Origin of the sequence: Corynebacterium sp. HMSC064H12 (assembly GCF_001809925.1) — a bacterium.
Taxonomy (GTDB): domain Bacteria; phylum Actinomycetota; class Actinomycetes; order Mycobacteriales; family Mycobacteriaceae; genus Corynebacterium; species Corynebacterium jeikeium_D.
In genome coordinates this window covers 1-23,389 of the sequence record NZ_KV799323.1, presented here as the reverse complement: position 1 = coordinate 23,389, position 23,389 = coordinate 1, and the positions used below count along the sequence as shown (strand labels likewise).

Here is a 23,389-nt window from a genome sequence, read left to right as displayed (position 1 = left end):
CTCGCAGCGCATGACCGAAACTGATAGCGGGGGCACGCGCAGTTACTACTCCGAGTAGCGCTCTAGCGAGTTGTACGACACTCTAGAGGGACTAAAGCATGCAGAATTCATGGGGGAAATACATGCTGGGGGAACTCATTCGCGTGCGCATTGATGCCGCACACATGCCCGAAGACACCAACCGAGCACACGCAGACCTTGCATTACCGACCAACGTCGCAATCGCCGCACTTGTACCGGATATCCTGCAAATTTTCGATATCGACATTGCGGACTTCCCGCTGGCACAGTGGCAGCTACGGACCGCCACTGGCACGATTTTGCTTGCCGACGACACCCTGAACGATGCCGGTATTGCACCAGGCGAACGCCTGGTTGTTATCAACGACCCAGGTCCCGTGCCCAAACCTCGGCTCTTCGATGCCGCCGATGCTATTACCGACACCACCTATACCGACGGTATCGGGACGGCTGATTTGGTTGTTGGCTGTACCGCAGCCCTCGTGGCCACAGCTTCAATCGCAGCTGCCTCATTGAGCTTGAGCAGTACCGATTCCACACTGGCCGCGGCAATCAGCTTCATCGCGCTGCTGGCAGTAGCCGGTGGACTGCGCCTGGCTCTGTTGCGTAGCGCAAAACCGGCGATTGTCATGTCCCTGGAGCTGCAAGTGCTCATTCTGGGCACCTCTTCGGGGCTCTGCTTCGTTGGCCTCGACCTACACCGCATACTCACCGACTGGCCGCCGACTGCTGCGATTAGTGTCGCGCTTGCCGTCATCGGTTTGATTTTTCTCATTTCCAACACCGGCGACGGCGACAACCGCATCACCGTTACCCTGGGCGCGACGAGTCTCAGTGCTGCAGTTACCTTCGGTATTTACGCTGCGGCTGTCGCACTTTTCCACAACTCGGTTCAATCAGGAGCGCTCACCGCTGCTAGTGCAGTCATCCTGATACTGCTGGCACCTTCCATCGCTATCAAGGCTGCCGGTATTCGCGTACCCAAAGTCCCTGCCGCCGGCGAGAGCTTCGATGACAGCGAAACTCCCGAAATATCCCACAACGCACCTAAGCGAGCGGGGTGGATTCTCGATGGCATCCTCTGCAGTGGCACCGGAAGTCTCAGCATCTTCACCCTGGTGGTACTTTTCTCCGGAGCCTATGCGAACAAGTGGTGGCCTCTAGGCATGGCTGCTGCTGTCATAGTCTTTTGTGCAATTCACTCCCGTGGCCAAGCCCGGAAAGTAGCTTCCACCTGTACTGCTTTAGCTGGTCTTGCCGTCATTGTGGCCGTCGCCTTTCAACAGTGGTTCGAGGGCAATTGGCCAGTCGCCGCTGGCCTGGTCGTCCCCATGCTTGCAGCCACCGCCTTAGCCGCATTTCCCGCGTCACGCATCTCACCTACAACGCGCCGCATAGCTGAGCTAACCGAGGCCTGCAGTATCGCCGTTATTTTGCCCATTGCGGCCATCATTGCCGAATTCCCTGAGTTCGTAAGTGGGTTCTTCCAGTGAAAAACCCACTTTTCATGAATGCCATAAAAACTCGTCTCACCGCCACGACCGCACTTTCCACAGTGCTTATCTCCACGTTGACGGCGGCCACCGCAGTAGCACCGTCGGGCATCGCACCAATAGCGGCTGCCCAGGACAGCCAGGACTGCGTGGCCACGATGCTGTCGTCGGAAAGCGCACTGCATGAACCGACGGTGATCGAAAAAGCTCTTCGGTTTCGCCAAGCATGGCAACTGACGACGGGTGCGGGGATTACGGTGGCGGTAATCGATACCGGGGTCTCACCCAATGAGCGCCTGGGCGAGGTTCTCGACGGTGGCGATTTTGTCGACGGCAACAGCGGGTTCGTAGACTGCGACGGTCACGGAACTCTAGTAGCCGGCATTATTGCAGGCCGGCCCGGTGCCGATGGTTTCGCCGGACTGGCGCCCGACGCGCACGTGTTGTCGATAAGACAAACAGCCGATGGCGAAGGCAATTTGGAGTCGCTGGCACAAGCTATCGACAGGGCCGTCGCGGAGGGCGCGCGGGTCATCAATATCTCGCTCACATCGTGTGCCCCGGCAGGCGTAATGCCCCAAGGTGCAACAGATGTTGCCGAGAGCGTCGCACGCGCGGAAGTCTCAGGCGCAGTAGTGGTCGCAGCGGCAGGCAATAAGGGCGATAGCTGTCAGGACGGATCCGTAGCGTGGCCCGCAGTTCTGCCGGAGGTAATCGCAGTATCAGCAGTACAGTTCGACGATGCCGGCCAAGCACAACCCGCGGAGTATGCAATCACGGGACAATGGGTCAATGTCTCCGCTCCCGGCGGCCCCGTACTCGGTCCCGATCCGCGCACCCCCACCGGTCTCATAGACCGCCACGTGTTCGGGTCTGGGGAGAACACCCGAGCTCAACAGATTGCCGGCACCAGCTTTGCCACGCCAACCGTGTCGGGCACAGCTGCCCTGCTGCTGGCACGAAACCCAGAGCTTTCCCCAGCACAGGTTCGCGACATCATCCTTAGTTCCGCGAGCCCAATTAGTTCCGGGCTCGGCCTTGGTCGCGGCATCGTTGCACCTTATGACGCTCTGATTTGGACCACTGTGGACACCGCTGCGCAGCACGCAGCCAACCCCGCTGCCGCACCGGCTCCGCCGGATCTGCTTTCTTCGCAGGAGCGCAATGCACCGCTCCGGGCGACTGGACTGCTCCTGATATGCGCACTGGGCCTAGGTGCCTGGCTGCTCTCGCGTCCCGGACAGCGGCCCTAGCGCCGCCTGCTTACTCAGCTCAGGGCCTCCGCGCAACGCGGCCACCACTTCCCAGTCCACTGGTCGCGTGCCACCGCTATCGGCATTGGTTGATGCATTAAACCCGAGGGCGGCCAACGTCGTGCGATCGTGCACAGCAAAGCGCATCCCCTCTGGAGAAATGACGTGTACGGCCCCATTTACGCTTACTGCAATCGAGCTGCGCTCACGGCTGCGACCATCCACGAAACCGTCGACGGCCGCACCCGAACCGTCGGCATGCGGGTAATCCACGTGCCGCCCCTCCGGAGCATGCTGCGACCACTGCACGAGAGCTTGCGGCCGTCCTGCTATCCGGCCGGCACACAACCAGCCATCAGCATCGGCAAACGTCAGCGGCTTTTCAGGTAGCCCCGGGACTGCTGGCGCATTCGCAACGGGAACTGCCGCCAGCTGCCCCTCACTGGCCTGCAGAACTGGGCTATGCGCAGCTAATAGCTCTCCTAGCACCGGGGAGAGAATCGCGGCACCGTCGTCAAGCACGATAACGCGCCGCTGCCCGACCTCAACCACATTGCCGACTGTGTCGAATGGAGCGGCGAAGTGCGTGGGTGCGCCGCGGTTCGGGATTGCTGGCGCGGCCAGAATCGGAACCTCCGGAATCGTTCTGAGCAACGCAGGGCTGACAGGCCGGACTGCGGCGCGTTCCAACCCCAGCGCTCGAGAAACAGCGGCGTGCTCCGGGTGGTTGACATCCAGCCGCGAGCGGTAGCCCTGCGTAATCAGCCAGAGGTTTTGGCCATCGGCAACGACGGCACTGTCCGAGTGGGTTCGGGTAAGCTGCTGCGGTTCCGCACGGACTTCTTCAAGACGCGCAAGCGACTCTGCAACAATCCACGGCTGCCCGAGGTCTTGCACCGTCCGCTCGCATAAAGACAGTGCCAACTCCGGCGCACCTGCACTGCCCCTCTTGGCAGCTCCCGAGGCACCAGAGCCTGCCGGCGCGGCCGGAACTGCTGGTGCGCCCTCAATCCCGACAGCAAAACTGATGTCCTCTTTGTCCAACTCGCTACTGCGCACCCGTTTCGGCTCAGCAGGATTGCCCAAAATTAACCGCGCCGATGCGAGATTCGCGACTGGATGCAATCGACCATTGACACGTACATGTAGGCCCTCCGACCCCGACACGACAATCAGCTGCTCATTGGAGCTAGAACCGCCCTGCGGTCGCACCAACGACAGCACCGCCGTACCGGCGGCCAGTAAAACCACCAGCGCACAGCCGATAAACAGTGCTCGGGTTCGCGTGCGCAGAGGGTCATGCAGCATTCGCGAATCCGCACGCACAAGTGCATGCTCAATCCGACGAATCAAGAATCGATGACCGCTGACCTGGCTAGGCGTGGTCGGTGTACGTGGCATGAGTTTCCCCCAAAACTATTCCCCCAAATAATCTCTACCCTGCAGAGTAAGCCAGGCCGCGCTACTGTGCGACCAGGGGAATTTTAGTGGGGAACATATTGGGGGGATTTTCACATGCCATTGTCATTGTGGCTGCTCATTACAGCAATAATCATCACTGCAGGCGCGCATGTCCCTGTGCGCGGACGCAGCCTTCGCGACCGGCTGCGACGCACCGAACCAGGACAGCTCATCGGACTACGTCTCACACCAGGCCTGCGTAGCCAGCTAAGCGCTGCGGATATCGTCTCGCTTGCCGACGACAGCCCAGTGACCCTGGATGCGCTGTGTTTTTATCACATTGCGCCGGAAGTCCGCGGAGAGCATGCGCACCGCTACTTCCGAGCAGCCGAGCGCTCCGGCACAGCCCCTGAACCCTGGACACATCTGGTGGCAACTCTTCCGGTGGAAGCCTCCGCTGACCAAGCCCTACGCTTCCTCATCCACCGGCTGGGAACCCTTGGTATTCGCGCACGGCGATTGACGGCACCGGAGTGTGCTCTGACTGAGAGCTCTGCGGAGGTAGTGCAGCTGCGCCGCACTGGACGCTCTCATCATGTGGCGGCGTTGGGGCGCAAACCGCACCTGTGGTTAAGCCGACAACGCGACATCGCTATCACTAATGGTCCGGCGCAGGTCATAGGAGCCGGGAGCAGTGGACAAACCATCACAATGTGTCCCGCGAACCTCCCCCGATTGGAGGTCGACTGCGGAAATCAGGACTTTTGTGAGCTGCTCATCGGAATGCTCTCGCTCGGCTATCGAGTCGGAATTCGCACGTCCCGTCCACATTTCTATACTGTGGCCCTTGATCTGGGCGCAGTACTTCTCGCGCGAGCTGGAGACGACACCGTCGATGTGGTTGTTGTCGAAGAGTATGAGCCCGACCTGTGTACTGGAATCGCGAGAATCATCGAGGTCAGTCGTACAGGTTCGCCCACGGCAGCAGCAGCGGAAATGCCAGCTTCGTGCCCTCGACTGGCGATGGGCGAATTCACCTGGACGCTATCTACCGCCCGCACTACCGATGAACTGCAGCCACTGGCTATGCGGGCAACTAGCGGTTCAGGCCCGGAATCAACGCACCCAAATCTGGCAGACCGCCCGGCGCCTGGGAGCCGTCAGGCTCCCCCTGCCCCGCTGGGTCATTCGGAGCGCCATTTTCTTGGCCACCCGGCTGACCGCCTGCTGCAGGAGGCACATCCTCCTTCGGCATCTGTGCACCGGTGACATTGCCATTGTCGATAGTGGCAGCGCCCGCTGGTCCCGAGCACTCCAGAGTAGACGGGCCATAGGCCGCGCAGTTGTAACCGAATGCGCTCAACTGAGAATTCGCTGGCAGCGTCTTCATCTCACCCGCCGGCGGGAACGTCAGGACCTCGTAAGTAACTCCCCCCGGGTTCCAGGACACAGCATTGGCGGGAACCTTGTTTCCCGTGCCGTCATCGACCATCGGAGGATTGGCAAGATTCACCTGGCAGGCCAAGTAGGCGTCACCGCTCAGATCGTTGAGGAAGCAGCGTGTCGTGCCATCCTCCAACTGAAAGAGTCGAGTATTTGGGCCGTCCGCCGGGGTGTAATCCGCATCATTGACCTGGGTGATTGCAGGAGTTTCCGTCGGCGTCTCTGATTCTGTCGGTGTCGTCGACTCCTCAGTCGGCTTCGGCGGAGTCGAGGATTTAGTCTTTGCGGAAGAACTGACGGAGCGATTCGAGACTTCCGGCTTAGCCGGCTCGTCGTCTCCACATCCGGCCAGCGCGAAAGTCATCATCACACCGGCTGCGATCGTTGCCATAAATTTATTCATCCGCATGGTGTCCTAACCTACCCGACCATCGCTCCATCCCCTAGTAGCCGAGGGAGGAATTACTTCCGGAGAACTAGCTCGCATCTCGTCGATGCGTTCTGGCGTAATCACGTCATTGAAGGCGAAGATAGTTACTTCCCTATCTCGATAAACAGGGGTTACCCCTGGAGCTACCCAGAGCCCTTCACCAGGAAACTCTAAATCCTCCTTGGAATCCCAAATACCCGGGGGTGACAAATAGATGAATCCCACGTTCAGCTTTCGGGCTGAGCGATCGACATCGTTCACCCCATCCGGCCGGTCGGGGTCTGGAAAACCGAGGTAATCAGCGTGCCAATACAGCATTGAGGTGGCAGTCCACTTATTCGCCACTGGCCAGTCATAGTGCGGGAACACTACTGGCAAGTCATTGCGAGCGTACATCCAGCTGGACCCCTCCGGCGGATTGGTAAACGTGCGGTACTTATGTGCCTCCGGCTGCTCGGCCAACCAATCAAATGCCTTCAAGTCAGCCTTGGAAATGATTTGCCATTCCCTAGGGCTCTTGTAGGCGAAATCCGCAGCGCTAGCATTAGACGCCACTCCATAGACCACAAGTACAGCAGAGCTCACCGTCGCTAAGCTCAACCCCAGAACCCGCCCCGTCGATGGCACCTTTGACTCACTAATTCGAGCCGCCCACGCGCAGCCCCACGCAACGGCGATACCCGCAAACGCGGAATACAGGTACGCGGTGACCATCACCAACCGGTGAGGCGTCGAATAGTGAAGATCCGTATACAGCGCGAGAATATCGCCCGGCACGCCACCAAAATGATTGAGCGCGTGGGTCGTCATCAACACCGAAACAAACCAGGCCGGTACTACCCACACCCGTCGGCGCGAAGTATCTGCGAAAACCAAAAACGCCATCCCGATGAAACCAAGGATGATAATTGGCCAGAACGGCCGGAATTCCTCAGTGTGGCGAGTCAGCATTGTGGCGCCTCGATACCACGCATCGAAACGATCGAGGTCGTCTACTTCAGCACTAACCGCGCGCACATCCTCGGTCTGAGAAGTTCCCGTAAGCCACTGCGGCAGGAGAACTGCCACTGCTGGCACGAAGGCGGCTGCAATCACCGCGACGTCGTAAAGCCTGGCGCGAACCGCACCCAGTTCAGGATGCGCGGGACGCGGCAGGCGGTAGCACAACCACCAAATTGCACCGAGCATAACGACTGTAGGTACCGATGCCGGATGGAGCTCTCCAATACCGATTATCGAAAGCGCGGCGCTCAAGATGCGCTGAGGTGCGTGCGGGAGCGACGTAACAAAGGCAAAAACGGTAATCGCTAGCGCAATCGAGACCTGGTACGGCCAGGCCCCCACGAAGACCCCGACGGGCATCAATACCGGAAGCGCTGCGGAAACAAGCGCTGCAACCCCTGCAGCAACGGCAGTGGACAGCTTTCGGCGATCAATAATTCGCCAGGTCAGCGCCGCAGCCGCCGTAGGTATGGTCACGGCCGGAATGATAATGCCGAGGTAATTGACCGCCTCGGTGATTGGTAGACGGACAATCAATACCCAAAGCGCACCGAACGCATGCCATGCGGCGGGATAGTAGGACACCGCCTGAGTTTCCACATTCTGGATCTCGCCCATCCTAGTGGCCGAGGCCATGCCGTCTTCCGTAATCGAACGGAGCACACTTGCATGCCAGAGTGTGTCCCAGCCTTGCTGGATGGTCGCCATCCCCTCGGACATTGAAGCGATGCGGCCGATAGCGGTCCACGTGAGAACCGCCGCTGCGATGATGACCCCGATACTTGCGATTAGCCCATAGCCCAACTCGCGCCATCGACTTGCGGCGGGCGGCTGCGTCTCGGCCGACACTGAGCGATCGACACTACCGCGCCGCCGCCGAATCAAAGCGCTGCCGCCACTCCAGCAAAGCGCGAGAAGTAGTGTCACGGCCCAGCAGATAGACGCACTGACCAAGGTGAAGCGCACATCGATAGCGCCGAGCGCCCACCCTGCAGTACCTGCGATACCAAACGTCACCGCAGGACCGAGGGCCAGAGCCCACGGAGTACGAACGCCGCTGGCTCGCACTACAACAGCGCCGGGGATTACGAGCAGCGCAACCAAGCTAACAATTGCCCACACCACTACCGAACACTCCTCCTACGGTCACTTTCTTCAGGGAATATTACCGAGAGCTTGTACATTTAAGCCTCGTCCACATCTGTCCGGGCATCACGACGCTCGCGGGTCTGCTCCGCCCTGGCCGCCAAATCAGCATCGCCGGGGTAATCAACACCTACCAGGCTGAGCCCACGCGCCTCTGCCACCGGGACCAACGGGGAACGCTTCTCTTCACTCAACAACTGTTCAGTGAATCCAACCGCACGTCGCCCCTCACCGACACTAAGGCAGGCCCCAACCAGTGAGCGCACCATAGACCAGCAGAACGCGTCGGCAGTCACATGGGCCTCGTACAGCTCTGGTTCTTCCCGCGTAGATACGTCGAACCACTGGAACTGCTGTAAATCTCTAGTGGTCGTCGCATGCGGCTTGTGTCGGCAAAAAGCGGCAAAGTCATTGAGCCCCAGTAGGGCATCAGCCGCCACCTGCATGCGGTTGATGTCCACTGACCGCCGCCAGTGGGCCGTATCGCGAGCACGGGTAGGAAGCGGGCCACTGACGCAACTAGTGACACGGTAGACATAGTGCCGACGTAACGCGGAAAAACGGGCATCGAAACCCGGGGGCGCAAACGAGGTGCCCCGAAGCGTCACGTCCGCGGGCAATAGTCGCGCTACACGACGAACCAAATTACCCGGATCCCCTGCGATAGAACGTGTGTCTAAACAGGAGACAGGAACATCTGCGTGAGCCACCTGCCCGGAGGCATGGACACCAGCATCTGTACGACCGGCCACAGTCAGTTGCACTGGAGTGCGCAACACCTTCTCCAGAGTGGATTCCAACGTCGCCTGCACAGTCCGCACCGGTTCTCCCGTGGGCTTATCGCGCTGAGCAGCCCAACCGTGGAAATCTGTCCCGTCATAAGCAATGTCAAAACGCAACCGAACCAGGTCGGAGTCGGTGCTCCCCATAGCGGCACGATCGGGAGAATCGCACGGGGCATCCGGAGTCGTTGGAGTAAGTGATGTCACGGTTAACAGATTGTAGCCGGGACCCCGGATTAGAGAATCAGCAGTTTCCACCGCAGGGTCTCCGTATAGCTCTCAATGTTGGTGCGTAATCCGTCGGTGTAACCGGAGGCAGAACTGGGGACGGGCGCTATGCACCGTCGTTAAGCACAAAGAACCCCCGGGAGAGCGTTCAGATATGAACTGCTCAACGGGGGTTCAAAGCTGTGAAGGCCAGAAGCCGTCGGCGAGGGGAATTACTCCTCCTCTGCAGCCTCAGCCTCAGTAGCCTCAGCCTCTTCGGCCTTTGCCTCTTCAGCCTGCTTGGAAGCAGCGGCGCGAGTTGCGCGAGTTGCCTCAGCAGTTGCGGTCTCTTCCTCAACCAGAGCGATCAGAGAAATCGGGGCATTGTCGCCCTTGCGGTTACCCAGCTTGATGATGCGGGTGTAGCCGCCGTCGCGATCAGCGAACTGCGGACCGATCTCGTCGAACAGCTTCTTAACTGCGTAGTTGTCGTTAAGCAGCTTTGCAACGTTGCGGCGATCTGCGAGAGTGCCGCGCTTTGCCTTGGTGATCAGCTTCTCAACGTACGGACGCAGCAGCTTGGCCTTGGTGTCGGTGGTCTTAATTTTGCCGTGCTCGATGAGCTGCTTCGCGAGGTTGGCCAGAATCTTCTTCTGGTGCGAAGCGGAGCCGCCGAGACGGGAACCCTGCTTAGGGGTAGGCATAGGTATCTCCTCGTTTTAATGAAGTCGCGTCGGTGAACTACTCGTCGTAGCCAGCGCTTGCGCCATCAGTCCAGTCAGCGTCATCGCCCGAGGCAGCGTCCAAATCAGCGACAGCAGCCGGGTCGAAGTTGTTCGGGGAATCCTTCAGAGCGAGGCCAAGCTCAGCGAGCTTCTCCTTGACCTCATTGATGGACTTGTCACCGAAGTTGCGGATATCCAGCAGATCCGACTCGGTACGAGCAGCGAGCTCACCGACAGTGTGGATCTCCTCACGCTTGAGGCAGTTGTAGGAGCGCATAGAGAAGTCCAGATCCTCAATCGGAGTCTGGTACGCAGCGACATCCTCAGCCTCGCGCGGGCTCGGGCCAATCTCGATGCCCTCAGCAGCCTCGTTCAGCTCACGTGCCAGACCGAACAGCTCAACCAGAGTCTTGCCTGCCGACGCCATTGCGTCGCGGGCGGTGATCGAGTTCTTGGTCTCGACATCGATGATCAGCTTGTCAAAGTCGGTGCGCTGCTCAACACGAGTAGCCTCCACCTTGTAGCTGACCTTCAGAACTGGCGAGTAAATCTGGTCCATCGGAATGCGGCCGATTTCGCCACCGGAGTTCGGGGTCGCCGGCACGTAGCCACGACCACGCTCAACGATCATCTCAATATCCAAGCGACCGGAATCATTGAGAGTAGCAATGTGGTGATCCGGGTTATGAATCTCCACACCTGCTGGGCACTCAATGTCTGCAGCGGTCACCGCGCCTGCACCTTCGCGACGCAGGTAAACGGTAGCCGGCTCATCGAACTCGCTCGAGAGCACCAGACCCTTGATGTTCAGGATGATGTCGGAGACATCTTCCTTCACGCCCGGGATAGTGGTGAACTCGTGCAGCACACCGTCAATGCGGATGCTGGTGACTGCAGCGCCCGGAATGGACGACAGCAACGTACGACGAAGGGAGTTACCGAGGGTGTAACCGAAACCCGGCTCCAGCGGCTCGATAACGAACCGGGAGCGAGAGGAATCAATGTAGTCCTCAGTCAGCGTTGGGCGCTGGGAAATGAGCATTTTCGAAAATCCTCCAGGTGGCGACCGCTATATGACGCCATAGGGAATGAATGGATGCAAGCGAAGTTGGTTATTACTTCGAGTAGAACTCGACGATCAGCTGTTCCTGAAGCGGAATGTCGATCTGTGCGCGTTCCGGGGTCTGGTGCACGAGGATGCGCAGGGACTCAGGAACAACCTGAAGCCATGCCGGGACGACAGCGTCGACCAGGTTCTCCTGTGCCTCTTCGAACCAAATCATCTTCTGCGACTTCGGGCGCACGTCGATGATGTCGTACTGGCTTACCTGGAAGGACGGCACGTTAATCTTCTTACCGTTAACGGTGAAGTGGCCGTGGGAAACCAGCTGACGAGCCTGGCGACGGGTACGAGCCAGACCAGCGCGGTAGACAACGTTGTCGAGACGCGACTCCAGCAGGACGACGAGGTTATCGCCAGTCTTGCCCGGACGACGGTGAGCCTCGGCGTAGTAGCGACGGAACTGCTTCTCCATCACGCCGTAGGTGAAACGTGCCTTCTGCTTCTCCTGGAGCTGGAGCAGGTACTCCGACTCCTTGATACGAGCGCGGCCAGCCTGCCCCGGAGGGTAGGGACGACGCTCAAAGTTCATGTCGCCACCGACGAGGTCGACGCGGAGACGACGGGACTTACGGGTTGCGGGACCGGTATAACGGGCCATTTCTGTTCTCTCCTTACCCTATTCCTAGACGCGACGACGCTTCGGCGGACGGCAGCCGTTGTGCGGCTGAGGGGTCACATCCGAGATCGAGGACACCTCAAGGCCAGCGGCCTGGAGGGAACGGATGGCGGTTTCGCGGCCCGAACCCGGACCCTTAACGAAAACGTCAACCTTCTTCATACCGTGCTCCATGGCCTTACGAGCAGCGTTCTCGGCGGCCATCTGAGCAGCGAACGGAGTGGACTTACGAGAGCCCTTGAAACCGACGTGACCAGAGGAGGCCCACGAGATAACAGCGCCCTTCGGGTCCGTGATGGACACGATGGTGTTGTTGAAGGTGGACTTGATGTATGCGTGGCCCTGAGCCACGTTCTTCTTTACAACGCGACGGCCGGTACGACGGCCGCGTGCGGACTTCGGAGCTGCCATGTTTTACTTCTTCTTTCCGGCGATCGTCTTCTTCGGACCCTTACGCGTACGAGCGTTGGTCTTGGTGCGCTGACCACGGACTGGCAGGCCACGACGGTGGCGCAGACCCTGGTAGGAACCAATCTCAATCTTGCGGCGGATATCAGCCTGAACCTGGCGGCGGAGGTCACCCTCGACCTTCCAGGTAGCTTCAATCACGTCACGCAGCGCAGCAACCTGCTCATCGGTGAGAGCGTCGGTGCGCAGATCCGGAGAGATGCCGGTCTTCTCCAGCAGCTCATTGGCACGGGCGGGGCCGATGCCATAGATGTAGGTAAGAGCGACCTCCATACGCTTGTTGCGTGGCAGGTCAACTCCAGCAAGGCGTGCCATACGGCAATTTCCTTCCGGTTGATGCGGTGGTTTACTCCACTGCCATCCTTCCCAGACCCGGCTTACTCGGTCGGACGCCGAGTCGCGCAAGTGTTATAGAAAGGCTCCAGCCACCGTTGCCGGAGGTATTCTCGCTTACTTCTGTGGAAAAGCTTTCATAAAGAACCGCCGCGCCGAACTGCTGAGACACCAGGTCTCAACATCACGCGGCCGTCACCAGAAGCAGCTAGGACGGTGGAGTTTCTGTCTAGTTAGTAAATAAGCCCATAACCACTACCAACAGTGGTCAGGTCGATTTACTTGTAGCGGTAGACGATTCGCCCACGCTCGAGATCGTACGGAGAAAGCTCCACTACGACTCGGTCTTCCGGGAGAATACGGATGTAGTGCTGGCGCATCTTGCCACTGATATGGGCGAGCACCTTGTGCCCGTTGTCCAGCTCCACTCGGAACATCGCGTTCGGCAAGGGCTCGACGACGCGACCCTCAACCTCAATTGCGCCTTCCTTTTTAGCCATGTCCTCCACGTCTCTCTGGCGGATACCCGGGACAATCCCGGCACCAGTTGGGAAATCTCTACTCTGCCTGGTGTTTTAGCAGTTCCGTGCAGGGATAATCATCACTGCAGCGACACTGCGCCCACACCATCGCCCAACTTTACACGCGACCTGCGTTTTTACCAAATACGACCACTATGGGACCGGTTGCAAGCGACGGCAGGCGGATTCGCTCCCCGCGCTCAGAATTCATCGCAGCCTTTATGGCAACATTCTGACCTTTCGCGTGGCCTCTCACGCACTAGTTATTCATATCGAGGAGTCAAAATACGGGGGCCGTCCGCTGTGGCGGCAACTGTGTGCTCCCAATGGGAGGCCGGCATTCTATCGGCGCTGACGACCGTCCAGCCGTCGTCAAGCTCATCACTACCCCACTCGCCGCCGAGAATGAGCATCGGTTCAATGGCCAAAACGGAGCCTTCGACGATGCGGGGCCCCTTTCCTGCTTTGCCTTCGTTGGGAAGGAAGGGATCCATGTGCATCTCGCGCCCAATGCCGTGCCCGCCGTATCCATCGACGATGCCGAGTTCAATATCGTGGCGCAGTTCAGCCTCACGGGTGGCCATTTCAAGCGCATACGAAATATCGGTGAGGCGAGCGCCCGGCACCATGGCCTTAATACCTTCGGCGAGGACCTCTGATGTCGCAATGTTCAGCTTTTCGACATCGTCACTCAGCTTTCCGACGCCGAAAGTAAGTGCCGAATCGCCGTGCCAGCCATCCAGGATTGCGCCACAGTCAATTGAGACTAAATCACCATCGGCGAGAACCGTAGACGAAGACGGAATGCCGTGGACAATTACTTCGTTCACTGATGCGCAGACAGATGCCGGGAAGCCTTCGTAGCCAAGGAAGGACGGCGTTGCGCCAGCATCGATAATGACCTGGTGCGCAATCTCATTGAGATCTGCCGTGGTGACCCCTGGCTTAGCGGCGTCTCGGCAGGCTAGCAATGCACGACCGACGATCTCGCCGGCCGCTTGCATCGCATCCAATTCTCCCTCGGTGCGGGCAGGAACTACTTTGCGGCGGCGTCGAAAACTCATCACGCTGGTTGAGTCTACTCTGCCCCAGAAGGGAACCACCGGCTAGCTGTACCCCGCCACCTACGAGGGCGCCGCTCGGATCGCTGCCACTTCCGAGAAATTTACACCCAAAGATGAGCTGCCCTACGATAACTGGCATGCATTCACTGTTGAAGTCCGCGCAGACTGCGGGCGTTGTTATTGCTGCCAGCTCGCTTTTCCTGGTTGGCGCATGCTCAAGCAACCCCGAGCCGTCGCCGGCGCCGACTGTCCCCTCCACTTCCCCTGCCGCAGAATCGCCGGAGGCCCCTGGAAGCACCTCGGGTTTCATGGGCACCTCTGCACTGCCTGAGTCGCTCCAAAACTTCACACCTGATGCAATTAAGGAGGCGATTGGCAGCTGCGTCGAGTCGGATGACTCTAAACCCGTCATTTTTGGCAGCGAGAGCGTACATGGCTTCACCTGCGTAATGGCGGTTGGCGACGGTGGCACCGCAATGCTCAGTACTGCCGAGGACCCGGCCACTGTCGAGCGCATTAACGAAAAGGCTGAGTCCGTCGAGAGCTACACGCCATACGAGCTACCCGGCAAGCACGCATTTAGCGGCATCAGCAAGGGGTCCCCTTTCGTTATGGTTATCGACGAGGATAACCGCATCTACCAAGAGTTCGTTTTCGCGAATATTGGCGCCGAGGCTGCACAGCCACTTATCGACGAAATCATTCAAGACTTCCAGTAGCCCTCACTATCGGCTGCCCCCACCCCAGCCCCAACAGCCACACACAAAAGCCGCCCTTCCAAACCTCAACGGTTCGAAAGGGCGGCTTCAACAACCATCTACAACCGGCAAACCCATCGGCCCCAGCCAGCGAAAAAGCTAGAGCGTCTAGTTACCCGGTGTGCCAGGAGCCTAGTTCAGCTTCTCCAGCTCAGCCATCGTGCGCTCGTTAATCTCCTCAACGGATCCCTCAGCGGCAATCTTGATGATCTTCTCCGAGTAGTAATCCAGCAAAGGAGCGGTCTCATTGGTGTACACATGCATGCGGTTGCGGATGACCTCTTCAGTGTCGTCTGCGCGACCACGGGCCAGCATGCGCTCGACGACGACATCCTCAGAAACGTCGAACTGTACGACCGCATCCAGCTCAGTGCCGAGGTTGGACAGCAGACGCTTCAGCTCTTCTGCCTGACCAACAGTGCGCGGGAAGCCATCCAACAGGAACCCCTTGGCAGCGTCGTCCTCATTCAGACGGGACTCGACCATACGCACAGTCACGTCGTCCGGAACAAGGTTGCCGGCGTCGATGTAGGACTTCGCCTCAATGCCAAGCGGAGTGCCTTCACCGATGTTTGCGCGAAACAGGTCACCGGTGGAGATGTGCGGGACACCGAGCTTTTCCGAGAGGATAGCTGCCTGAGTGCCCTTGCCTGCACCGGGAGGACCTACAAGTACGAGTCGCATTACTTCAAGAACCCTTCGTAGTTACGTTGCATCATTTGGCTTTCAACCTGCTTGACCGTCGTCAGCGCAACACTGACCAGAATCAGCAGGGCTGTACCTCCAAACATACCGCCTGTACCGGAGTTCGCGTCGCCAAGCCCCATATCAAGAGCGACATTTGGCAGAACAGCAATCAGCGCCAGGTACAGCGAGCCGACAGTCAGCAGGCGAATCAGGACGTAGGACAGGTATTCAGCAGTCGGACGTCCCGGGCGGAAGCCCGGAATGAATCCACCGTATTTCTTCATGTTCTCCGCCTGCTCGTGCGGGTCGTACTGCACGGAGGTGTAGAAGAAGGAGAAGAAGATGATCATCAGGAAGAACAGCAGAATGTACTGCCAACTGGACGGCGCCAGCAGGTACTGAATGACATTGCGCTGCCACCAGTTGTCCATGTTCGGATTCGACTGACCGGACTGAACAATCTGGGTAATCAGAACCGGCACGTAAATCAGAGAGGACGCGAAGATGACAGGGATAACACCGGCCTGGTTCACCTTCAGCGGCAGGTAGGTGGAAGATCCGCCGTACTGGCGACGACCAACCATGCGCTTTGCGTACTGCACCGGAATACGGCGCTGTCCCTGCTCAATGAAAATAACGCCGATGATGAGAATCAGCACGGCAACAATCACGGTGGCGAACACGACACCGGTAGTGGAGCGCAGAATGTTCGCTCCCTGCGCCGGCATACCAGCGGCGATACCGGAGAAAATCAGCAGCGACATACCGTTGCCGACGCCTCGGTCAGTGATGAGCTCACCCATCCACATGACCAGCACGGCACCGGAGGTCATCACAACGACCATCACCACGAGGTCAAAGACACCCGCATCCTTAACCAGCAGCGACTGCGAGCCACCCAACAGGGCACCTCGGTCTGCCATGGCCACAATGCCTGCAGACTGCAGCAACGCCAACGCCACTGTGAGGTAGCGGGTGTACTGGGTCATCTTTGTCTGACCCGACTGCCCTTCCTTCTTCAACTGCTCGAAGTGTGGAATCACCACCGTGAGCAGCTGGACGATAATCGAGGCCGTAATGTACGGCATAATGCCGATGCCGAAAATCGCCATCTGCAGCAGAGCGCCACCTGAGAACAGGTTAATCAGCGAGTAAACGCTGGACTGATCTTTCGAAATCTGCTCGAGCTGCGCGTTGACCAACTGGTAGTCGATACCAGGGGTTGGAATCTGCGAGCCGATTCGGTACAGAATGATCATCGTCAGAGTGAAGAAGATCTTCTTACGCAAATCGGGATCGCGCAACGCCGCAATGAGACCGGAAGCCACGTGCATCCTCCCGAGGTCAAGAAATCCGCTTCTCCCACGCTTTTCCCGAAAGACTTACCCGCTTATCCGCCAGTAGTCTCCCGTTTTAGTTAAGCAACGCGGATGACGTATTCCTCAAACCTTTAATTGACAGTATTTGACGTAGTGAGTCTACCAGCGTTTCTCCACATCGTCGCAATACACCTCCATATCACCGTTAGTACAGCGCCCCGCCAATCACCTCTTTTCGCTTGACGACGATCCCAGCGCCCCCTCCCCTCTGAGCCCACGCCCCTCACTGTGCTCCACCCAATTTTCCCAGACAAAACTTGAACAGTGTTAAAGTTTTGCTCTGTGAGTACCTACAGTATCCGCATGCGATCCAGCGCCGATGGCTGCCATATCTCTGGCGCTGAGCGTCTTGCACCGGTTGTCGAACTACCTCAGCTGGCTTCTGCAATGACTAGCCGTGCACTTCACCACGACAAGGGTCGAGCCGACACAATTCACATCACTGTGGACAAGGTTGAAGAGTCAGCTATCGGCACCGTGCCCGCGTTGACTCCCTTTCTAGAGTCGAACCCCAGCCCTGAGGACGCACGCAATCTCATTGCTCAACGCCTACACGCTGCAGGCATACAGGCAGCCGACATCGCCGTCGAAATGGCCTATTCACTCACAGGTCTCCGCGGTGCCGCTCTTATCGATGCCTCCTCCGGTGAACGGCTCGACCCAAATCCTGCCCGTGGTGTACGGGTTTCCACTTTTGATGCCATCTCGCACCCCAGTAAGGACTGCACCAAGGATCATTTTCACGAGGCGCTCATCCTCGCATCTAAGGTTCACAGCGCCCCGGGTATCGTCGCAGAAATCTGCCTCTCTGATGACCCCTTTTACACGCGGGGATATCTGGCGCTGGACGGAATCTTTCACCGTATCCCCAATATGAAGGACCACGGCAGCACTCTTGGTACTCGCATCTTCATCGTTGAACCCGGCACCGATATCCCCGAGCTAATCGATTACCTGGAGAACGCGCCGGTCTACGTCGAGCTCCCAGCTGACGCCAGTTCCTCGCCGGACGTGACCGCCCCCAACAGCGACCTCTCAGCAATCGCCGCCCAAAGGAACTCGGCCTGGGCCGCTGAAGGGCTTGCCCGCACACTGCGCACTTTCGAAACCGGACAACTGCCACACAGCCGAATTGACGGAACCGACTATCTACTGTTTTCTTCTTCGGACTACCTCGGCCTGTCCACGCACCCTGAACTCATCTCAGCTGCCACCGAGGCAATTGGACATTTCGGCACCGGGTCCGGCGGCTCTCGCCTGACCACCGGCACTAGCATCCACAGCGCACTTGAGAATGAACTGGCGCAGTTCTTCGGTTTCGACGATGCCGTTCTCTTTGCGACTGGCTACCAGGCGAACCACTCAACCATCGCCGCCATTGCCACCGCCGATGTTGAAATCTTCTCCGATGCCGCCAACCATGCTTCCATCATCGACGGTTGCCGCAATGCCCGAGCTAAAGTCACGGTCTTTCCGCACGCTGGCTACCAGGCACTCGACCGTCTCCTCGAAACATCGAGCGCTCGCCACAAGCTTGTCATCTCCGACTCAGTGTTCTCCATGTCAGGCGAAGTCATCGACGGCCCCGCACTCGAGCGCACCTGTCGCCGTCACAACGCATGGTTGATGCTTGACGACGCCCACGGCGTCGGCGTTATCGGAGAGCAAGGCCGTGGCACCGCATCGCACCTGGGCATTCACCCGGACATTGTGGTCGGCACCGCGAGCAAGGCTCTCGGTGTCGAAGGAGGATACGTTCTCTGCTCGGCACCAGTTGGCGAACTGTTACGCAATCAAGCCCGTAGCTTCGTGTACTCAACGTCGATGAACCCCGGTTCCGTCGCAGCTATCCGTGCAGCGTTGAAGCAGTTGGAGGCTGGAGACGTCGTCAAGCGATTGCAGCGTAATATTGCGCGCGTCCGCTCCCTGGTTGGTGCACAGGCCGACCCCGCATCTGCGATTATCCCGCTGCCCGTCGGCGACGAAGCCGAAGCGATGGACGCCTCAGCACGGTTGGCGGAGCTAGGCGTGTACATACCTGCGATTCGCTACCCGACGGTTCCCCGTGGTGAGGCAATGTTGCGATTGACCATTACAGCGCTCCATACGGACGCTGACATCGACCGACTGGAGCAGGCTCTGCGCAACACCGGCCTGCTGTAAGCGGGCGGTTTGCGCTGCCCTCCCCTCCCCTTTCCTCCCTTTCAATACAAAAAGAGCTCTTAACCACTTGGGTTAAGAGCTCTTTTGTTAAAGCTTAAATGCTTTAGGCCTCAGTGACAGAGCCGCCTGCAGCCTCGATCTTGGACTTTGCGGAGCCCGAGAACTTGGTTGCGGTGACGTTGACGGAGACGTTGATGTCGCCGTCGCCGAGGACCTTCACCGGCTGGTTAGCGCGGACAGCGCCCTTTGCAACCAGGTCGGCGATGGTGACGTCGCCACCGTTCGGGAACAGACGCTCCAGATCCGAAACGTTGACCACCTGGAAGGTGACCTTCGCCGGGTTCTTGAAGCCCTTCAACTTCGGCAGACGCATGTGAAGTGGCATCTGGCCACCCTCGAATGCTGCCGAAACCTGCTTGCGGGCCTTGGTGCCCTTGGTGCCGCGACCAGCGGTCTTACCCTTGGAAGCCTCACCACGGCCGACGCGAGTCTTCTTCTTCTTAGCACCCGGAGCCGGGGCCAAGTCGTGGAGCTTAATTGGTTCGCTCATGGTTTACCTACTCCCCCGCTACTTCTTCAACCTCGACCAGGTGACGCACAACGTTCACGAGACCGCGCACAGCCGGAGTATCCGGGCGAACGGCGGAATCGTTGATGCGCTTCAGGCCGAGGGTGCGCAGCGAATCCTTCTGGTTCTGCTTGGTACCAGCGGTACCACGGACCTGGGTAATCTTCAGTGCCATGGAAATCACGCTCCCTGACCTGCGCGTGCGCGCAGCATACGTGCCGGAGTTACCTCTTCGAGGGACTTGCCACGACGTGCGGCGACCTCTTCGGGGCGAACCAGCTGCTTGAGGGCATCAACGGTTGCGTGAACAACGTTGATGGAGTTGTTGGTACCCAGCGACTTGGACAGAACATCCTGAACACCGGCGCACTCGAGCACCGGGCGGACAGCGCCGCCGGCGATGAGACCGGTACCCGGGGCAGCCGGGCGCAGCAGCACGATGCCAGCAGCGGTCTCACCCTGAACCGGGTGGGTGATGGTGCCGGCAATCATCGGGACGCGGAAGAAGTTCTTGCGAGCCTCTTCAGCACCCTTCTGAATAGCTGCCGGTACTTCCTTGGCCTTGCCGTAGCCGACGCCGACCATGCCCTCGCCGTCACCGACGATGACCAGAGCGGTGAAGCTGAAGCGACGACCACCCTTGACGACCTTGGAAACTCGGTTGATAGTTACTACGCGCTCGATGTACTGCGAACGCTCGTCCTGCTGGCGACGGTCGTTACCGCGGCCACCACGACGGTTGTTGTTCTTGTTGTCAGCGGAGTTACGTCCGCCTTCGCGCTTATCGCGTTCCGACATCACGCATTCCTTCCGTTGGACTTGTAAGTGCGCATTAGAACTTCAGACCACCTTCACGGGCAGCCTCGGCCAGAGCAGCAACGCGGCCGTGGTACTGGTAACCACCGCGGTCGAAAACGACCTTCTCGATGCCAGCATCCTTGGCGCGAGCAGCAATCAACTCGCCGACCTTGGCACTCTTGGCCTTCTTGTCGCCCTCGAAGCCGCGGAAATCTGCGTCCAGAGTGGAAGCAGCAGCCAGGGTACGACCGATGGAGTCGTCGATAACCTGAGCGGTGATGTGGCGGGAAGAGCGGTGTACGACGAGGCGCGGTGCCTCGGAGGTGCCGCGGACGTTCTTGCGCAGGCGTGCGTGACGGCGGGCACGGGCGACACGACGACGAGTCGAGATGTCCTTGCCTACCGGGAGGCGCTTTTCGTTGGTGTTGCTCATTACTTACCCGTCTTTCCGATCTTGCGACGGATCTGCTCGCCATCGTAACGAATACCCTTGCCCTTGTAAGGATCATCCTTACGCAGACGACGGATGTTAGCTGCGAGCTGTCCGACCTTCTGCTTATCAATACCTGTGATCGACAGCTTGGTGGTGCCGTCGACGTCGAAGGTGATACCTTCCGGTGCTTCGATCAGGACTGGGTGCGAGTAGCCCAGGGAGAACTCGAGGTCCTTGCCCTTCTTGGCGACACGGTAACCGACACCGAAGATTTCCATCTTGATGGTGTAGCCCTCGGTAACACCGACAACCATGTTGTTGATCAGCGAACGGGACAGGCCGTGCAGGGAGCGGTTCTTGCGGTGGTCATCCGGACGGTTGACAACAATCTCATTGTCCTTCAGCTCAACGGTGATCGGAGCCGGGATAGAGACAGACAGCTCGCCCTTCGGGCCCTTGACGGAAACGTCCTGGCCGTTGACCTCAGCAGTAACGTTTGCCGGGACAACGACAGGGTTCTTACCAATACGAGACATTGTGTAGTTCCCCCTTTACCAGACGTAAGCGAGGACTTCCCCGCCAACCTTCTTCTCGTAAGCCTGACGGTCAGTCAGCAGGCCCTGAGACGTGGAGATGATAGCCACGCCCAGGCCACCGAGGACCTTTGGCAGATTAGTGGACTTTGCGTAAACGCGCAGACCCGGTTTGGAGACGCGACGCACGCCAGCGATGGAACGCTCGCGGGACGGACCGTACTTCAGGTTCAGGGTCAGGGTCTTGCCGACCTTGGCGTCCTCGACAGCGTAGTCCGCGATGTAACCCTCAGACTTGAGGATCTCGGCGATGTTGGCCTTCAGCTTGGACGACGGCATCGAGACAGAGTCGTGGTACGCGTTGTTAGCGTTGCGCACGCGCGACAGCATGTCGGCGATTGGGTCAGTCATGGTCATGATTAGTGACCGTATCCTTTCTCGCTGCGGTTCCTTCTCACCTCGTGGCCAGCTCCGATGACCGTGGAAACAGCAACTGTCACACGGCGAAAGCTTGGGTTGGAGCTATTGCCAATATCGTGATTCCGGCGATTTAAGGGCTACTGTTCGCCAACTCGGTTCAGTAGCCGAGTCAGCTCGCCACCCAAGTGACGCCAGAGACGATGCGAGGCGAGGGGCCTACAGCAAAGTTCTTACATTTACTGTCGCACCTCATATAGAGGGCAGACCTGGTGATACTAACAAACCCCTGCCGAAATGCAAAAACGCCGCGGCCGGACGTTAGTCCGCTCGCGGCGAAAGCATAACCAATTAACGGTGGCGCTTAATTCCCCAGCCGACGTAGTGCCGGCAGGATGAAATTAGTAGAGCTGGTCGGCAATGATATTGCCCATTGCCTTCTCACCAGCCACCGTCGGGTGGTTGGTCATCGGGCCCATAGCCGGGTCCGCGAAACCGACGACGAAACGCTCGTCCTTATTCGGGTTACAGGTGCCGTGGCCGAGGGTTGCCTCGTAGACATCAATGAAGCCAGCGCCTACGTGCTGAGATGCAGAACGAATGCTGTCACGGAAAGCGCCCTGAATCTCGCTGGCACCCGGCGCCGGAATCGGGAAGGTCTGGTTCGAGGTGTTCACCAAGCACAGCTGGTCATTCGTAGCGTACTCAGGGTAGGAAGCCAGGACGACCTGAGCGCCCGGTGCAACCTGGTGGACGCGGTCGCTGAACTGACGCAGCGTCTGCTTGAACAGCGAAGGAGCCTTGGGGTCCGGCTTTGCGACGAGCTCACCTGCGACGTCAACCCACTGAACCCAGTCCATACCGCCGTACATCAGGACAACCTTCTCAGTGCCCGGTCCGATGTCGCCGTACTGGATAGCAACCTCGAGGTATGCCAGAAGCTGGCCCGGGGCGCCACCAAGGCCGTTACAGGACCAGTCGCCCAGGGACTTGTTCAGCTTCGAAGCTGCGATCTTCGGCCAGTTTTCCATGTCGGTAGCACAGTTAGCGACCAGTAAGTTCTGCCCCGGAGCCAGGCCACGCGGGCCACCCTTACCAGCATTAGCGGTAAAGGAGTCACCGAAGGTGACAATCTGCTTGACGCCCTTCGGGCCGGCGTCGCCGATACCCGGGATCGGAATGTTCGGCAGTTCTGGCATTGCCGGCTGTGCGCTGGCAGCTCCTGCACCCAAGCTCAGACCCAGAGCCGCAACAGTTGCGATAGCAGCCGAGCGGACGGCCACGGAGAAGTTCTTCATGTAGTTAATCCCTTTGCGTTTTGATTTAAGCCCAGCCCCGTATGTAGTCACTGGTTCAACCACTGCGGTGCTGAAGTTCTTAAGTCTTGCCCAAATTGATAACGACCACGATGCATTTTGGCGGCCGTCACTATGACGAATGGGAGTTTACAACGAAATCATCACGAACGTCTAACTTTCAGCTGAGAAAGTTTGCGACTTTACTAATTTTCAACCCCCAAAAAGGGTCACCTTTCACACCTGCAACACTGGTAGCTTTCACGTAGACCGCACTGCCCCAGCGCATAAACAGTGGGTTAAGTAAAGAAAAGTGTGTCCGCATGCCAC

24 protein-coding genes and 1 pseudogene are annotated in these 23,389 nt (G+C 58.7%); 6 read left to right on the top strand and 19 right to left on the bottom strand.

The genetic code is table 11. The features are described 5' to 3' along the window. Positions 1-98: 98 nt before the first annotated feature. Positions 99-1,514, top strand: a complete 1,416-nt coding sequence (eccD, locus tag HMPREF2681_RS00740; RefSeq protein WP_224783772.1) for a type VII secretion integral membrane protein EccD — start codon at positions 99-101, stop codon at positions 1,512-1,514. 14 nt (positions 1,515-1,528) lie between these two features. Further along, positions 1,529-2,767, top strand: coding sequence for a type VII secretion-associated serine protease mycosin (mycP, locus tag HMPREF2681_RS00735; RefSeq protein WP_222865101.1), 1,239 nt, complete (start codon positions 1,529-1,531; stop codon positions 2,765-2,767). On the opposite strand, the gene eccB is transcribed toward mycP, so the two are convergent. Continuing rightward, the gene (gene eccB, locus HMPREF2681_RS00730) at positions 2,726-4,168 is read right to left on the bottom strand and encodes a type VII secretion protein EccB (RefSeq protein WP_070545647.1); all 1,443 of its coding nucleotides are present in this window, start codon (positions 4,166-4,168) and stop codon (positions 2,726-2,728) included. The two genes, mycP and eccB, sit on opposite strands and share 42 nt — an antisense overlap. A gap of 114 nt (positions 4,169-4,282) precedes the next feature. Here eccB and HMPREF2681_RS10870 point away from each other — a divergent pair, with 114 nt between their 5' ends. Next, on the top strand, positions 4,283-5,437 hold the full coding sequence (locus HMPREF2681_RS10870; protein ID WP_083301569.1) for a hypothetical protein: 1,155 nt from the start codon (positions 4,283-4,285) through the stop codon (positions 5,435-5,437). Positions 5,438-6,026: 589 nt separating this feature from the next. On the opposite strand, the gene HMPREF2681_RS00720 is transcribed toward HMPREF2681_RS10870, so the two are convergent. From HMPREF2681_RS00720 to map, 9 genes are all read right to left on the bottom strand, one after another. Next, positions 6,027-8,168 (bottom strand): DUF6541 family protein, encoded by a 2,142-nt coding sequence (locus HMPREF2681_RS00720; protein WP_070545641.1) that lies wholly within the window; start codon positions 8,166-8,168, stop codon positions 6,027-6,029. 59 nt (positions 8,169-8,227) lie between these two features. Further along, positions 8,228-9,118, bottom strand: coding sequence for a tRNA pseudouridine synthase A (locus HMPREF2681_RS00715; RefSeq protein WP_048731480.1), 891 nt, complete (start codon positions 9,116-9,118; stop codon positions 8,228-8,230). Positions 9,119-9,411: 293 nt separating this feature from the next. Beyond that, positions 9,412-9,882 (bottom strand): 50S ribosomal protein L17, encoded by a 471-nt coding sequence (rplQ, locus tag HMPREF2681_RS00710; protein WP_016422080.1) that lies wholly within the window; start codon positions 9,880-9,882, stop codon positions 9,412-9,414. Between the two features lie 37 nt (positions 9,883-9,919). Then, entirely contained in the window at positions 9,920-10,945 is a 1,026-nt protein-coding gene (locus tag HMPREF2681_RS00705; RefSeq protein WP_016422079.1) for a DNA-directed RNA polymerase subunit alpha, read from the bottom strand. Between the two features lie 73 nt (positions 10,946-11,018). Continuing rightward, positions 11,019-11,624 carry a 30S ribosomal protein S4 gene (gene rpsD / locus HMPREF2681_RS00700; protein WP_005509964.1) on the bottom strand — a complete coding sequence of 202 codons (606 nt, stop codon included), beginning with the start codon at positions 11,622-11,624 and terminating at the stop codon, positions 11,019-11,021. Between the two features lie 24 nt (positions 11,625-11,648). Continuing rightward, positions 11,649-12,053, bottom strand: a complete 405-nt coding sequence (gene rpsK / locus HMPREF2681_RS00695) for a 30S ribosomal protein S11 (protein WP_016422078.1) — start codon at positions 12,051-12,053, stop codon at positions 11,649-11,651. A 3-nt stretch (positions 12,054-12,056) separates the two neighbouring features. Beyond that, complete coding sequence (gene rpsM / locus HMPREF2681_RS00690; protein WP_005509836.1) at positions 12,057-12,425, bottom strand: 30S ribosomal protein S13; 369 nt, start codon at positions 12,423-12,425, stop codon at positions 12,057-12,059. A 296-nt stretch (positions 12,426-12,721) separates the two neighbouring features. Then, positions 12,722-12,943, bottom strand: coding sequence for a translation initiation factor IF-1 (infA, locus tag HMPREF2681_RS00685; protein WP_016422077.1), 222 nt, complete (start codon positions 12,941-12,943; stop codon positions 12,722-12,724). A 284-nt stretch (positions 12,944-13,227) separates the two neighbouring features. Beyond that, positions 13,228-14,028, bottom strand: a complete 801-nt coding sequence (gene map / locus HMPREF2681_RS00680; protein ID WP_049190406.1) for a type I methionyl aminopeptidase — start codon at positions 14,026-14,028, stop codon at positions 13,228-13,230. 137 nt (positions 14,029-14,165) lie between these two features. Here map and HMPREF2681_RS00675 point away from each other — a divergent pair, with 137 nt between their 5' ends. Further along, positions 14,166-14,747 carry a hypothetical protein gene (locus HMPREF2681_RS00675; RefSeq protein WP_070545638.1) on the top strand — a complete coding sequence of 194 codons (582 nt, stop codon included), beginning with the start codon at positions 14,166-14,168 and terminating at the stop codon, positions 14,745-14,747. A 171-nt stretch (positions 14,748-14,918) separates the two neighbouring features. On the opposite strand, the gene HMPREF2681_RS00670 is transcribed toward HMPREF2681_RS00675, so the two are convergent. After that, positions 14,919-15,470 carry an adenylate kinase gene (locus HMPREF2681_RS00670; RefSeq protein WP_005509947.1) on the bottom strand — a complete coding sequence of 184 codons (552 nt, stop codon included), beginning with the start codon at positions 15,468-15,470 and terminating at the stop codon, positions 14,919-14,921. Further along, complete coding sequence (secY, locus tag HMPREF2681_RS00665) at positions 15,470-16,807, bottom strand: preprotein translocase subunit SecY (protein WP_048731466.1); 1,338 nt, start codon at positions 16,805-16,807, stop codon at positions 15,470-15,472. Before secY ends, HMPREF2681_RS00670 begins: the two co-directional genes overlap by 1 nt. Before the next feature lie 348 nt (positions 16,808-17,155). Here secY and HMPREF2681_RS11305 point away from each other — a divergent pair. Together HMPREF2681_RS11305 and HMPREF2681_RS11300 are read left to right on the top strand one after the other, a co-directional pair. Continuing rightward, positions 17,156-17,815 (top strand): annotated as a pseudogene (locus HMPREF2681_RS11305) (6-carboxyhexanoate--CoA ligase); the annotation flags it as partial. Between the two features lie 48 nt (positions 17,816-17,863). Further along, positions 17,864-19,015 (top strand): aminotransferase class I/II-fold pyridoxal phosphate-dependent enzyme, encoded by a 1,152-nt coding sequence (locus tag HMPREF2681_RS11300; RefSeq protein ID WP_370647672.1) that lies wholly within the window; start codon positions 17,864-17,866, stop codon positions 19,013-19,015. 103 nt (positions 19,016-19,118) lie between these two features. Here the strand turns inward: HMPREF2681_RS11300 and rplO are convergent, their stop codons facing one another. The 7 genes from rplO to HMPREF2681_RS00625 form a co-directional block, all read right to left on the bottom strand. Continuing rightward, positions 19,119-19,565: a 50S ribosomal protein L15 gene (gene rplO / locus HMPREF2681_RS00655; protein WP_016422071.1), complete on the bottom strand. Its 447-nt coding sequence runs from the start codon at positions 19,563-19,565 to the stop codon at positions 19,119-19,121. Positions 19,566-19,572: 7 nt separating this feature from the next. Then, positions 19,573-19,758 carry a 50S ribosomal protein L30 gene (gene rpmD / locus HMPREF2681_RS00650; RefSeq protein WP_005509843.1) on the bottom strand — a complete coding sequence of 62 codons (186 nt, stop codon included), beginning with the start codon at positions 19,756-19,758 and terminating at the stop codon, positions 19,573-19,575. Between the two features lie 5 nt (positions 19,759-19,763). After that, a complete protein-coding gene (gene rpsE / locus HMPREF2681_RS00645) occupies positions 19,764-20,381 on the bottom strand; it encodes a 30S ribosomal protein S5 (protein ID WP_005510059.1) in 618 nt (205 codons plus the stop codon). Between the two features lie 34 nt (positions 20,382-20,415). Then, complete coding sequence (gene rplR / locus HMPREF2681_RS00640; RefSeq protein WP_048760670.1) at positions 20,416-20,814, bottom strand: 50S ribosomal protein L18; 399 nt, start codon at positions 20,812-20,814, stop codon at positions 20,416-20,418. Further along, positions 20,814-21,350 (bottom strand): 50S ribosomal protein L6, encoded by a 537-nt coding sequence (gene rplF, locus HMPREF2681_RS00635; protein WP_048760667.1) that lies wholly within the window; start codon positions 21,348-21,350, stop codon positions 20,814-20,816. Before rplF ends, rplR begins: the two co-directional genes overlap by 1 nt. 15 nt (positions 21,351-21,365) lie before the next feature. Continuing rightward, entirely contained in the window at positions 21,366-21,764 is a 399-nt protein-coding gene (gene rpsH, locus HMPREF2681_RS00630) for a 30S ribosomal protein S8 (RefSeq protein ID WP_005509822.1), read from the bottom strand. Between the two features lie 401 nt (positions 21,765-22,165). Beyond that, the gene (locus HMPREF2681_RS00625) at positions 22,166-23,062 is read right to left on the bottom strand and encodes a GDSL-type esterase/lipase family protein (RefSeq protein WP_070545633.1); all 897 of its coding nucleotides are present in this window, start codon (positions 23,060-23,062) and stop codon (positions 22,166-22,168) included. Positions 23,063-23,389 lie beyond the last annotated feature (327 nt).

Coding starts and splice junctions, on each gene's coding strand:
- eccD (WP_224783772.1), top strand. CDS start 99: ATGCAGAATTCATGGGGGAAATACATGCTGGGGGAACTCATTCGCGTG.
- mycP (WP_222865101.1), top strand. CDS start 1,529: ATGAATGCCATAAAAACTCGTCTCACCGCCACGACCGCACTTTCCACA.
- eccB (WP_070545647.1), bottom strand. CDS start 4,168: ATGCCACGTACACCGACCACGCCTAGCCAGGTCAGCGGTCATCGATTC.
- HMPREF2681_RS10870 (WP_083301569.1), top strand. CDS start 4,283: ATGCCATTGTCATTGTGGCTGCTCATTACAGCAATAATCATCACTGCA.
- HMPREF2681_RS00715 (WP_048731480.1), bottom strand. CDS start 9,118: ATGGGGAGCACCGACTCCGACCTGGTTCGGTTGCGTTTTGACATTGCT.
- rplQ (WP_016422080.1), bottom strand. CDS start 9,882: ATGCCTACCCCTAAGCAGGGTTCCCGTCTCGGCGGCTCCGCTTCGCAC.
- HMPREF2681_RS00705 (WP_016422079.1), bottom strand. CDS start 10,945: ATGCTCATTTCCCAGCGCCCAACGCTGACTGAGGACTACATTGATTCC.
- rpsD (WP_005509964.1), bottom strand. CDS start 11,624: ATGGCCCGTTATACCGGTCCCGCAACCCGTAAGTCCCGTCGTCTCCGC.
- rpsK (WP_016422078.1), bottom strand. CDS start 12,053: ATGGCAGCTCCGAAGTCCGCACGCGGCCGTCGTACCGGCCGTCGCGTT.
- rpsM (WP_005509836.1), bottom strand. CDS start 12,425: ATGGCACGCCTTGCTGGAGTTGACCTGCCACGCAACAAGCGTATGGAG.
- infA (WP_016422077.1), bottom strand. CDS start 12,943: ATGGCTAAAAAGGAAGGCGCAATTGAGGTTGAGGGTCGCGTCGTCGAG.
- map (WP_049190406.1), bottom strand. CDS start 14,028: ATGAGTTTTCGACGCCGCCGCAAAGTAGTTCCTGCCCGCACCGAGGGA.
- HMPREF2681_RS00675 (WP_070545638.1), top strand. CDS start 14,166: ATGCATTCACTGTTGAAGTCCGCGCAGACTGCGGGCGTTGTTATTGCT.
- HMPREF2681_RS00670 (WP_005509947.1), bottom strand. CDS start 15,470: ATGCGACTCGTACTTGTAGGTCCTCCCGGTGCAGGCAAGGGCACTCAG.
- secY (WP_048731466.1), bottom strand. CDS start 16,807: ATGCACGTGGCTTCCGGTCTCATTGCGGCGTTGCGCGATCCCGATTTG.
- rplO (WP_016422071.1), bottom strand. CDS start 19,565: ATGAGCGAACCAATTAAGCTCCACGACTTGGCCCCGGCTCCGGGTGCT.
- rpmD (WP_005509843.1), bottom strand. CDS start 19,758: ATGGCACTGAAGATTACCCAGGTCCGTGGTACCGCTGGTACCAAGCAG.
- rpsE (WP_005510059.1), bottom strand. CDS start 20,381: ATGTCGGAACGCGATAAGCGCGAAGGCGGACGTAACTCCGCTGACAAC.
- rplR (WP_048760670.1), bottom strand. CDS start 20,814: ATGAGCAACACCAACGAAAAGCGCCTCCCGGTAGGCAAGGACATCTCG.
- rplF (WP_048760667.1), bottom strand. CDS start 21,350: ATGTCTCGTATTGGTAAGAACCCTGTCGTTGTCCCGGCAAACGTTACT.
- rpsH (WP_005509822.1), bottom strand. CDS start 21,764: ATGACCATGACTGACCCAATCGCCGACATGCTGTCGCGCGTGCGCAAC.
- HMPREF2681_RS00625 (WP_070545633.1), bottom strand. CDS start 23,062: ATGAAGAACTTCTCCGTGGCCGTCCGCTCGGCTGCTATCGCAACTGTT.